Source organism: Enterobacter cloacae complex sp. IR5403, assembly GCF_049238705.1.
In the GTDB taxonomy this organism is placed as follows: domain Bacteria; phylum Pseudomonadota; class Gammaproteobacteria; order Enterobacterales; family Enterobacteriaceae; genus Enterobacter; species Enterobacter hormaechei_C.
Map to the genome: position 1 here is coordinate 128,842 of NZ_JBMKHP010000003.1, position 10,458 is coordinate 139,299.

At 53.5% G+C, this 10,458-nt stretch carries 12 protein-coding genes; 2 read left to right on the forward strand and 10 right to left on the reverse strand.

Annotated elements, in window-relative coordinates:
- Positions 1–49: 49 nt before the first annotated feature.
- The 7 genes from chbG to osmE all read right to left on the reverse strand — a co-directional run bounded on the left by chbG (position 50) and on the right by osmE (position 5,901).
- A complete protein-coding gene (gene chbG / locus ACOTW6_RS05710) occupies positions 50–799 on the reverse strand; it encodes a chitin disaccharide deacetylase (RefSeq protein ID WP_213788649.1) in 750 nt (249 codons plus the stop codon).
- 11 nt (positions 800–810) lie between these two features.
- Positions 811–2,166 carry a 6-phospho-beta-glucosidase gene (locus ACOTW6_RS05715; protein WP_213788648.1) on the reverse strand — a complete coding sequence of 452 codons (1,356 nt, stop codon included), beginning with the start codon at positions 2,164–2,166 and terminating at the stop codon, positions 811–813.
- A 109-nt stretch (positions 2,167–2,275) separates the two neighbouring features.
- The gene (gene chbR / locus ACOTW6_RS05720) at positions 2,276–3,094 is read right to left on the reverse strand and encodes a transcriptional regulator ChbR (protein ID WP_017384663.1); all 819 of its coding nucleotides are present in this window, start codon (positions 3,092–3,094) and stop codon (positions 2,276–2,278) included.
- Positions 3,095–3,123: 29 nt separating this feature from the next.
- The gene (gene chbA / locus ACOTW6_RS05725) at positions 3,124–3,471 is read right to left on the reverse strand and encodes a PTS N,N'-diacetylchitobiose transporter subunit IIA (protein WP_003857835.1); all 348 of its coding nucleotides are present in this window, start codon (positions 3,469–3,471) and stop codon (positions 3,124–3,126) included.
- Positions 3,472–3,518: 47 nt separating this feature from the next.
- A complete protein-coding gene (chbC, locus tag ACOTW6_RS05730; protein WP_017384664.1) occupies positions 3,519–4,877 on the reverse strand; it encodes a PTS N,N'-diacetylchitobiose transporter subunit IIC in 1,359 nt (452 codons plus the stop codon).
- An 80-nt stretch (positions 4,878–4,957) separates the two neighbouring features.
- Positions 4,958–5,275, reverse strand: a complete 318-nt coding sequence (gene chbB / locus ACOTW6_RS05735; RefSeq protein ID WP_015570750.1) for a PTS N,N'-diacetylchitobiose transporter subunit IIB — start codon at positions 5,273–5,275, stop codon at positions 4,958–4,960.
- Between the two features lie 281 nt (positions 5,276–5,556).
- Entirely contained in the window at positions 5,557–5,901 is a 345-nt protein-coding gene (gene osmE / locus ACOTW6_RS05740; protein WP_003857836.1) for an osmotically-inducible lipoprotein OsmE, read from the reverse strand.
- Positions 5,902–6,132: 231 nt separating this feature from the next.
- Between osmE and nadE the strand changes: the two genes are divergently transcribed.
- Positions 6,133–6,960, forward strand: a complete 828-nt coding sequence (gene nadE, locus ACOTW6_RS05745; RefSeq protein ID WP_003857837.1) for an ammonia-dependent NAD(+) synthetase — start codon at positions 6,133–6,135, stop codon at positions 6,958–6,960.
- A 115-nt stretch (positions 6,961–7,075) separates the two neighbouring features.
- The gene (gene cho / locus ACOTW6_RS05750) at positions 7,076–7,954 is read left to right on the forward strand and encodes an excinuclease Cho (RefSeq protein ID WP_074135694.1); all 879 of its coding nucleotides are present in this window, start codon (positions 7,076–7,078) and stop codon (positions 7,952–7,954) included.
- On the opposite strand, the gene ves is transcribed toward cho, so the two are convergent.
- From ves to astE, 3 genes are all read right to left on the reverse strand, one after another.
- Positions 7,932–8,489 (reverse strand): environmental stress-induced protein Ves, encoded by a 558-nt coding sequence (gene ves, locus ACOTW6_RS05755; protein WP_213788647.1) that lies wholly within the window; start codon positions 8,487–8,489, stop codon positions 7,932–7,934. The genes cho and ves overlap by 23 nt on opposite strands.
- A 167-nt stretch (positions 8,490–8,656) precedes the next feature.
- Complete coding sequence (gene spy, locus ACOTW6_RS05760) at positions 8,657–9,151, reverse strand: ATP-independent periplasmic protein-refolding chaperone Spy (protein ID WP_015570753.1); 495 nt, start codon at positions 9,149–9,151, stop codon at positions 8,657–8,659.
- Between the two features lie 337 nt (positions 9,152–9,488).
- Positions 9,489–10,454, reverse strand: a complete 966-nt coding sequence (astE, locus tag ACOTW6_RS05765) for a succinylglutamate desuccinylase (protein ID WP_213788646.1) — start codon at positions 10,452–10,454, stop codon at positions 9,489–9,491.
- Positions 10,455–10,458 lie beyond the last annotated feature (4 nt).

Below are 10,458 nucleotides of genomic sequence, written 5' to 3' on the forward strand. Positions count from 1 at the left end.
GTAACCAAAAGGTTACCGTTTTGCTTTTACCTCGCCACCGGGCTTTAACTCAAAGCTCCCTGAACGTCCCCAGACGATATCCGCGCTCGGCAATCGCGTACTTCAACGACGCCGACGTCAGCACTTCCAGTTCCGCCAGACGCGGCCAGCAATAGGCGCTCTTACGTACGATCTGATCGACAAACGCCGGGTGCGCCATTACCTCAAGCGAGCGCTCCCCTTTTGCGGCGGAGTCATCCAGCACCTTCAGGAACAGCGCTTCGTTGATCTCGTCGCCATAAAATGCGCTGCTGAACCCCTCCGTTGACGTTACCGCGACGTCCGGCAACCCGCGCACCTCACGATCCACGCGCACCGCCACGCCTTTACGTTGCGCAAACTCTGCCACAAGCGGGAAAATCGCCGGGATCATATGCACATGATGATGGCTGTCAATATGGGTAGGCTCGCGGCCAAACACATCCACAAAGCGGTTAAACTGGCAATCCAGCTCGCGGGCAATCTCATCGAGCGGCAGAGCGTCCTGCTCCGCCATTTCCCAAATCCATTTCCCCAGTTGCCCCTCGCGCGTCAGACCCGGCATCGGTGAAAGAGGCAACCCAAGCGTCAGCACAAAGTGCATGCCCACGCCAAGCTCGGGCAGCTCACGGCTTAACTGCGCCGCATGTTCCACCGCCTCACCGTTGATGAGCGCTGTTGTAGAGGTCACGACGCCCCGGCGACAGGCTTCAATAATGCCGTAGTTCTGCCCTTTTGACAGGCCAAAATCATCGGCATTGACGATCAGCAGGTTTTCCATCGCGCCTCCTCTTAACGGTGTGTGAGTTTCAGTTTCTCAACCGTTGCAGCAAAGTTTGGCAGCCATTTTTCATGTGCCAGGATCATCTCACTCGCGAGTTTTTCAGCGTCACGGTCAGAATGCACCAGCGGGCTGAGGTTCAGCGCCAGCAGCACGTCATTCAGTTCGCCGCTCAGGGCCGCATTGCTCGCTGCCACTTCAAAGCCTTTGATGGTGTGAATCAGCCCCATCACCTTATCGTCGAAGTGGGTAATGCGGGGATGCGGTTTTGCCCCCTCGCGCCCAAGGATGCAGGTCATCTCAACGGCCCAGTCTGCCGGGATATTGTCGATGTGCCCGTGATGGGGAACGTTCACATAGTGCTCGGCCTGCTTGTCATTGTAAATGGCGTTAATCACTTCACACGCGGCATCCGAATAGTATGCCCCGCCGCGCTGCTCCAGCTCTTTCGGTTTGACGTTCAGGTTCGGATCTTTATACAAATCAAACAGCTGCTTCTCTACTTTCTGCACAACCTGAGCGCGTGCGCCACCTTTGTAGTATTCGCCCATCTCAATGGCCAGCATCTCTTTCTGCTTGAAGTAGTAGAGCAGATACGAGCACGGCAGCAGATTCAGGGAGCGGATCAGCCCTTCGCTGAACGGCAGATCGAAGATATTTTTCACCGAGGCCGCGGTCAGGCGGCCAGAGGCGACGCCGTCGAGCAGTTCCGCAAAGCGCGATTGCCCGTTCACTATCACATCTTTGATAAAGACCATGTGATTCAGGCCGAACAGGTCAATGGACAGGTCATCGTGATCGGTCAGTTCCAGTACATCGCGGATGAACATCTTCATGCCAATCGGAATATTGCAGACGCCGATAAAACGTTTGAAACCGGTGTGGCGATAGACTGCCTCGGTGACCATCCCGGCCGGGTTAGTAAAGTTGATCACCCAGGCGTTCGGGCAGATCTCCTCCACGTCTTTAATGATGTCAAAAATGACCGGAATGGTACGCAGGCCTTTAAACAGGCCACCTGCCCCGTTGGTTTCCTGGCCCAGATAACCGTGGCTCAGCGGAATGCGCTCGTCCAGCTCACGCGCCTTCAGCTGGCCGACGCGCAGCTGCGTGGTTACGAAGTCAGCATCTTTCAGCGCCAGGCGGCGATCCAGCGTTTTATGCACGGTTAAGGGCACGCCCGCTTTTTCAACCATGCGTTTGCACAGTTCAAAAATAATATTCAGTTTCTCCTGACCTTCTTCAACATCCACCAGCCATAATTCGCTGACCGGTAATTCATGATACCGTTTCAGGAAACCTTCAAGTAATTCCGGGGTATAGCTGCTGCCGCCACCAATGGTTACGACTTTTAAATTCTGTTGCATAATATCTCCCTTAGCGTATCAGGTTAATCGCCTGCAAGGTATAGCGTACTCTTCCCGCTATTTGGGCAAGCCATTACGTCACTGTTCCTGGCGGATAAACCGCCGAAAGTTAATTAATTACCGTTAAATTTTTGCGGTAACTGTTCGGTGTGAATGAAGTCAATTTTTTAAAGGTTTTAATAAACAGGCTGGGGCTACTGTAACCCGATTCGTAAGCGATATCGGTGACAGAGTAGTTAGTAATTTCCAGCTGTTTTTTGGCAAAGTTAATGCGGATTTCATTAATGATTTGCACAGGCGTTTTACGGTAATAACGCTGCGTGGCGCGCGTCAAATATTCCTGCGATTTACCCGACAGCGCCACCATATTCTCCAGGGCGTTATCGCTGAACTGTCCTTTATCATGCATCAGCTCCACGGTACTGCGCAGCCACTGAGGAATATCATCCACCACCTGCTGTTCTTCACGGTGATGGCGGAGGCGATTCATGACGTAGAACGTCACGGTTTCAATAAATTCATCAAATTCATTGTCGCGGAAATTCAGCGAGGCGATAACCGTTTCAATCCAGGTCATAAACTCATTTTTAACGCGATACACCTGTGACGCCACAAAGCAGAACGGCACCAGCGGCAGATAGTGCTTCTCGAAGAAACGCCTGCTCACCCCTACGTTCAGAATGCGCGTCGCGCCAAACTCATAAAAGCTCTGGTGATAAGATCCCATCGGCAGGAAGACGAAATCGCCACGCTCAAGCAGGACGCGCTTACCGTTGATCTCCTGATAGTAGCGGCCGGTCAGAACAATCGTGAACTCGTAGTAGTCATGCTGGTGCAGACCGCTGGCGCTCTCCGTTTTGTTGTAAATCACCACGTGAAAATTCTTGCCATTAAACAGCTGCTGCTCATGTGCGGTTTTGATTTCCATCGTGCTGACCTCCTGCTACTGCAACTGACTTATTGCATCTTCTCGTGAAGCTCGATGAGCTCCGCTACCAGCTCGCGTGCCAGCATGGAGGTCATCAGATGATCCTGCGCATGTACCAGCACCAGACTCACTTTCATCTTCCCTTCGCCCTGGTCGCTTTCGATGAGCTTCGTCTGCACCAGATGCGCTTCGTTTAACGCCGTACGGGACTGCTCCATCATGGTTTTCGCGGCAACGAAATCGCCCTGCTTAGCCTGCTTGAGCGCCGCATACGCCAGGCTGCGCGCCTGCCCGGAGTTGATGATGAGGCCCATCACCACCTCTTCCAGATCGTTCTCTGCGGTTTCTTCGGCAACGATACTCTCTAAATCTAACATCTTTAAGCTCCTTTCCGCTGGCGCGGGTTGCCCCGCGCCGTGCAATTTTAGAATTTCAGTGCGAGGGCGATATCCTCTTCGCTCTCTTCTTCATCGATAACCGTTGCGGCCTTGTTCGCAATCGCCACGAACGGCATGTAGAGCAGGGTTGCAATCCCGAGGTTGAATATCGCCAGCAGGAAGGCGGCCACGCTACCGTTAGTGTTGAAGAACGCGCCCAGACCAGCCGGCATCGTCCACGGCGCAATGTTGGTCACCGGCGGGATAATGCCCAGGTAGTACGCCGTCAGCGTAATCGCGGCCAGCAGCGGCTGAACCAGGATGAAGGGAATGAACATCACCGGGTTCATGATAATTGGCAGACCAAACAGGATCGGCTCGTTAATCTGGAAGATGCCTGACGGCAGGGCCAGCTTCGCAACCTGACGATGGTCAGCGCGGCGAGAGACAATAAAGACCGCGATGATCAGACCCAACGTCGCCCCGGTACCGCCCAGGAAGATATAGGAGTCAAGCATCGGCTTCGCCCACACATGGAAGGTTTTACCGGCCGCCAGCGCCGCATCGACGGAGCCGTACTGCTGGTAAAGCGCGACGTTTTCCAGTGCCCACGGGGTCATAATACCGCTGTCCAGCGCCGCCAGTGCCAGTGAACCATGCACGCCGAAGAACCACAGCAGGGAGGTAAAGATGACATACGCCCAACCGACCACGCTACCCATCGACGCCAGCGGCGTTGAGATAGAGTCCATAATGATCTGGTGGAAGTTAGTTCCCCAGTGAGAGAGCGCCCAGGCAATAATCCCCATGATGGAGAGAATAATGAAGCCCGGAATCAACGCGGAAAATGAACGAGAAACAGAGGCCGGAACGCTATCCGGCAAGCGGATTACCCAGTTACGGCGAATAATGAAGGTGAACATTTCGGCCACCACCAGCCCGATAATAATACCGGAAATGATGTTTGCCCCACCCAGCCAGTTGGCGCCAACGGCATAAGCGTCGCCCACGCTGTACGGTGTGACGGTCATGAACGCGGCAATGGACAGTAAGCCTGCCGCCAGCGGATCCACTTTACGCTCTTCCGCCAGCGCCATTCCGATAAAGAAAGGCGCCATTAGCGACATAATACCCAACGTACCGTTGTATACGTTGCCGCCAATGGCTTTTAAACCATTAAGGGTTTCAATAGTTGAAGCATCTAACCTAATTCCTAATGAATAAAAAAAGGAACCTTCTCCAAAGCTCAGAAAAACGTTGTTAATTAAAACGAACATTGCCCCGGCTAATGTCAACGGCATTAATTTAATAAAGCCGTTCTTAATGGCATTAACGTGAGGCTGCTTTCCTATTTTAACAGCAAAAGGAAGGAGTACCTTTTCAAGTGAAGCGATGACTTTACTCATAGGAAAATACCCTTAAAGGCCGCAACGACCGTTACGGCATATTGTGTGTGAAATAACTCTTTGACGGGAAAAATAAAAAATTAATTAGCAGCTTTTTTAATCGCCGCAACGGCAGCTTTTAATACACCTAAACCATCGATCTTGCCGTATAAAACGGAATCGATCACTTCGACCGGCTTATTGGGTAGCAGACGTTGAATTTCTGGCAGCATATAAGCGATTTGCGGCCCGAGTAAAATAACGTCTGCTGTCTGGCCCTTCTCGCCCGCCAGCGTTTCCGGAAACGCCTCAATCACCACAGGGACTTCATACTTTTCGGCCTGCGCGCGCATTTTGGAAACCAGCAGCGAAGTGGACATGCCCGCAGAGCAGAACAGATAGATATGTTTCTTTTCCATGATAACTTCCCTCTTGTTTGGCTACCCGCCGTCGCGCTATCACTCGACTCGCTATCCTGGCTGACGGGCAGTGTGCTGAACATTGTTTGTCGTTGAAGTGAGTATACGCAATGGTACAGGGAGGGGATAATTCTGGATAGACTGAAATTGTCTCTCATTGACCTGGCTTGTTGACTACCTTCACATTTCAGGCAAATAATTCGCGCCAAGAAATAAGATTCACGTATGCATAAAAAAACCGGCCTTCCGGCCGGTTTGTTAACGCTCTCAGGCAAGCAGGCTTACTGTGCCTTAGGTGCCTGTGGGTCGGTGTCGTATTCGGCACAGGTCTGGTAACCAGAATTGATCACGTGACCCGTATCATCCAGGGCGACAAAGTAGGTCTCTGCCTTACCATCACGTTGACCCAGAATGTACGTCTGGCAGGTACCACGCGCGTGGATCATCGTGACTTCTGAAGAAGGTTTACCGGCAATGGCTGCAACCTGGGAACGCGTCATGCCTTTTTTGACGTCTTTTACCACTGGCTGTGTGAACTGATCTTTAGTGCGATCGTAAGCTGTACACCCTGCCAGCATAGTCAGTACCGCCGCTGCGCTTAAAATTCCTGCTACGTTCTTGTTCATATTCCGTCCTCTTGTTTATCAGCGTGTTAACTAAGCATGGGATAAAAATTACTATTGTTCAACTTTGCGAGTTACGCCAGACGAATTTCGGAAAATTCTAATAAAACAACGGTAAGCTGCTAAATCGCTGTAAAACAGTACACTCAAAACTGTGATCCTTGTCGTTTCCCCGACAAAGGGTTAGTTTTAACAGATCACACTTTCTGTTTGGTTCTGCATAGGGAGGGCGTAATGGCTCTGCAACAAGAAATTATTCAGGCGCTGGGCGCGAAACCTGCGATTGATGCCAATGAAGAGATCCGTCGTAGCGTTGATTTTTTGAAAGCTTACCTGTCTGCACACCCTTTCCTGAAGACGCTGGTGCTGGGCATCAGCGGCGGTCAGGATTCCACTCTGGCCGGTAAGCTGAGCCAGATGGCCATCTCCGAGCTGCGTGACGAGACAGGTGACACCGCGCTGCAATTTATTGCCGTACGTCTGCCGTATGGCGTGCAGGCCGACGAGCAGGACTGTCAGGATGCGATTGCGTTTATTCAGCCGGACCGTGTTCTTACCGTAAACATCAAAGGTTCGGTACTGGCAAGCGAGCAGGCCTTGCGTGAAGCCGGTATTGAACTGAGCGATTTTGTCCGCGGCAACGAGAAAGCCCGTGAGCGCATGAAAGCGCAGTACAGTATCGCAGGGATGACCAAAGGGGTCGTCGTCGGCACCGACCACGCCGCGGAAGCCATCACCGGCTTCTTCACCAAATACGGCGATGGCGGCACGGATATCAACCCCCTCTTCCGCCTGAACAAGCGTCAGGGCAAGCAACTGCTGGCGGCGTTGGGCTGCCCGGAGCACCTGTATAAGAAGGCGCCAACGGCGGACCTGGAGGACGATCGCCCTTCCCTGCCGGATGAAGCGGCGCTGGGCGTCACGTATGACAACATCGATGATTATCTGGAAGGCAAAACGCTCGACGAAGGTACCGCTAAAATTATCGAAGGCTGGTATCTGAAAACCGAGCACAAGCGCCGTCCGCCCATTACGGTGTTTGATGATTTCTGGAAAAAGTAAAAGCAAAACGGTAACTCCGCTTTGCAGGCCGGGTAAGGCGTAGCCGCCACCCGGCTCTTTTTTAACCACCGAACACCTGCTACACTGTATGCCTGAACAGTATATGGAGCAGTATGTGAGCAGGCGTCAATCCGCCCCGCGTCTTGAGTTCGAAGCGGCGGCTATCTACGAATATCCCGAGCATCTTCGCCCCTGGCTTGAGGCACTGCCTAAACAGCCTGGCGTCTATTTCTTCCACGGCGACAGCGACACCATGCCGCTCTATATCGGCAAAAGCGTGAATATCCGCAGCCGGGTGATGTCGCACCTGCGTACGCCGGATGAAGCATCGATGCTCAGGCAGTCCCGGCGGATCACCTGGATCGAGACGGCAGGCGAACTGGGCGCGCTTCTGCTCGAAGCCCGGCTCATCAAGGAACAGCAGCCGCTGTTTAACAAACGCCTGCGCCGCAACCGCCAGCTGTGTTCCTTGCAGATTAACGCAGGAAAACCGCAGGTCGTTTATGCCCGGGAAGTGGATTTTTCGCATGAACCCAATCTTTACGGTCTGTTTGCCAACAAACGTGCCGCACTGCAAACCCTGCAATCCCTGGCTGATGAATTACAGCTTTGTTACGGCCTGTTAGGACTGGAAGCCACCACCCGTGGTCGCGCCTGTTTCCGCTCAGCGCTGAAACGCTGCGCCGGGGCGTGCTGTGGAAAAGAGAGCGTTGAAGACCATCATGCCCGGTTTATGGCTGGCCTTGCCTCTATCAGCGTTAACTGCTGGCCGTGGGAAGGCGCGGTGGCGCTGAAAGAAACCCGCGATGGGATGACGCACTATCACATCATCCGCAACTGGCTCTGGCTTGGCGCCGTTGAAAGTCTGGATGACGCTACCGCTCTGCTGCGCACCCCTGCCGGTTTCGATCAGGATGGTTACAAAATTCTCTGCAAGCCACTGTTAACCGGAAAATATGAGATCATCGTCCTCAATGACCCGGCAGCCAGGTAATTTCACTGAACAGCAGCGACCCCTTCGTTTCCAGTAAACGGAGGGTAGGACTGCCCGCTTCCCAGCTGGCGCCCTGATCGGCGGTCAGTAATTTGTCGCCCAGTTGCCAGGCGCCACTTAATACGAAGGCCACCCCACCGCGTGATGCGAAGGTAGTGAACGTCCGGGTAGCAACGCGCACCTTTGCCTGACAGCAGTCCCGTCGGGTCATGATGTTGAAGTCCATCGACATCTGCCCCTCTGTGAGCACGGCTTTCACCGCCAGATCGCCCGCAAATCGGTAAGGCTGATGATGCTTCAGGGTATGACAAAACGCCCTGCCTGCATCCAGAGTCACCTCGCCGCCCTCCAGCAGCGTAATCACCCGGTCAACGCCCGGGAACGCGGAAAATTCGCCATTACTGGCGATGGAGGCAATACTGGCCCGCCAGAAAAAATCCCGCGTCGCGGGAGGAAAACAGCAAATCTCACGCGTCTCACCCCCACCATTACGCCAGAGACTGACCGGCATTTTACGGATATCAAAGAATTCCATGACCACTCCTGAAGGACGCAACGTGCGCCAGGGCATTTTCACAGACGTATTATCGGCAGCAGTCAGGCCAGACCTTAGGCATGGGATAAAAGAAAAACCGCCGGTCCTGTCCACAGCGTTTTCGCTTTTGTAGACAGGAGCCCGGCGGTCTTAAGAGAGTGAACCGATTATTCGGTTGGTGCAGGCATTTTACCTTCCGGCGCTGCACGTTCTGTCAGACGCTTCTCAAAATTGGCATTAAATTGCTTTTTCTGTTCCGGCGTCAGAATGTTGTAAATCTTGTTCTGGGTTTCCATGTGGGCCAGCATGCGCGCTTTATGCTGCTCGGCCATTTTGTCGATCTGCGCTTCCGCTTTTGCTTTATCGAAACTGTCGCTGGCAATGATGTCATGCATTGCGCGGCGCTCTTCCAGCGGAGGACGTTTCATCTGGTCACGCTGGCTTTTCATGATGTCGCGGATCTGCTGCTTCTGCGCATCGGTGAGGTTCAGATCTTTAAACATCATCATCTCATGGTGCATACCCGGCTTGCCTTTATGATGCATCATCATTTTGCCTTCCGTCGGCGCGGCGGTAGTGGTCGCGGTATCGGCGGCGAACGCCATGCTGGTAGCGCCCAGAGCCAGGGTAGAGGCAACAAACAGTGCAGTTAATTTACGCATAATGTCTTTCCTTACTTTCAGTTATTCTTCGGCGCTATGCCGTGTTGACGAGATTAACTTTACGGGGTTTATCGTCAATTAGTCAGAGCAACGGTAAAACAATGAAAGTGTAAAAAACAACTTTCCACCAATTGTGGAGAAATTAAGGAAAAAGCGTGGAGAGAAGAAACAAAAATATTCAACAGGATGATTTTACAGAGATTATGGAGAAGTATAGCGAAGTGCCGTTTAATAATAAAGCAATTCTCCAGGAATATTCCGCAAACAATACCAGAGCGCTTTTAACGCTAAGAAATTTATTCTTCATTTCCCCTCCGGTCTGCGCGAGGGGAGACGATCAGGGCATTTTTTCCAGCATCAGGCCAGCTCGCAAACCAAACGCGACCGACGGATTAGGAAATAAAACATATTCCGTGGATTTCTGTACCGCATAGCGCGTCTCACCATCTTCCGCCAGCAGGACGCCCTGGCGAAACGGCGTAAAGTTCAGCGTATGGGGCGCCATATGTAGCTGGAAAGCCTCGCTTTGACGCGTGATCTGCTGCACGACCCGATAGCGCACAACGGGTTCCCGGGAGGGTTCCACCGCAACCCCGGCGAGCAACGCCCGAAGCGCCTGATGCGTAGGGGCAAAACGCGTCAGGTCGTTTTGCCCGAAAGGCAGCGCTTTTCCGAGCTCCAGGGTGCAGGATAACGCGCCAACATTTTCGCAGGTGAAGTGGGTAAACGTGCCGCCTGGCGTCTGGTGGAAAACCAGCGCCTCCAGCCCGGCGTCGCCAAGCCAGGTCAGAAACGCCTCATCCCACGGCTGATGACGCTGCGGTAACACGCCAAAACGCACGTGGTACGAGGCGCGAATGGCCGTATGCAGATCGAGGTGCCAGCGCGTTTCCCCCGCCCCGGCAAAAAACGCCGTGACCACCTTCTCCAGCCATTGCGCGCGTGTCGTCTCATCACTCTGTGGAAACTGCGCCCAGCGACCACCAAACATGCGGTTGATGTCGCTCACGAGATACCGTTTATTTTGCGCCAGCGCAGGCGGATTTCCCAGCACCACCAGCAGACGGCAGTGCAGCGTGATCTCTGCGCGAAACAGCGCGCGCAGCAAAAGATCGACAATCTCCACGGGCGCGGTTTCGTTTCCGTGAATGCCGGTCGAAAGCAGCAGCGACAGGTCATATTCCCCCGTCGGCGTCAGTTCAAGCACGCCCGGCCCCAGCCATCGCCAGTGCAACGAGGGGCCTTCCCCCTCTTGCCGCTCCGGTGTCTCTTCGGCCAGCGTCAGCGCCAGTAAGTTTTCCATATCA

Excerpts from the sequence above, each read along its gene's own strand:
- ACOTW6_RS05715 (WP_213788648.1), bottom strand. The coding sequence starts at position 2,166 with ATGCAACAGAATTTAAAAGTCGTAACCATTGGTGGCGGCAGCAGCTAT.
- chbA (WP_003857835.1), bottom strand. The coding sequence starts at position 3,471 with ATGTTAGATTTAGAGAGTATCGTTGCCGAAGAAACCGCAGAGAACGAT.
- astE (WP_213788646.1), bottom strand. The coding sequence starts at position 10,454 with ATGGAAAACTTACTGGCGCTGACGCTGGCCGAAGAGACACCGGAGCGG.
- spy (WP_015570753.1), bottom strand. The coding sequence starts at position 9,151 with ATGCGTAAATTAACTGCACTGTTTGTTGCCTCTACCCTGGCTCTGGGC.
- ves (WP_213788647.1), bottom strand. The coding sequence starts at position 8,489 with ATGGAATTCTTTGATATCCGTAAAATGCCGGTCAGTCTCTGGCGTAAT.
- chbC (WP_017384664.1), bottom strand. The coding sequence starts at position 4,877 with ATGAGTAAAGTCATCGCTTCACTTGAAAAGGTACTCCTTCCTTTTGCT.
- osmE (WP_003857836.1), bottom strand. The coding sequence starts at position 5,901 with ATGAACAAGAACGTAGCAGGAATTTTAAGCGCAGCGGCGGTACTGACT.
- chbB (WP_015570750.1), bottom strand. The coding sequence starts at position 5,275 with ATGGAAAAGAAACATATCTATCTGTTCTGCTCTGCGGGCATGTCCACT.
- chbG (WP_213788649.1), bottom strand. The coding sequence starts at position 799 with ATGGAAAACCTGCTGATCGTCAATGCCGATGATTTTGGCCTGTCAAAA.
- chbR (WP_017384663.1), bottom strand. The coding sequence starts at position 3,094 with ATGGAAATCAAAACCGCACATGAGCAGCAGCTGTTTAATGGCAAGAAT.
- nadE (WP_003857837.1), top strand. The coding sequence starts at position 6,133 with ATGGCTCTGCAACAAGAAATTATTCAGGCGCTGGGCGCGAAACCTGCG.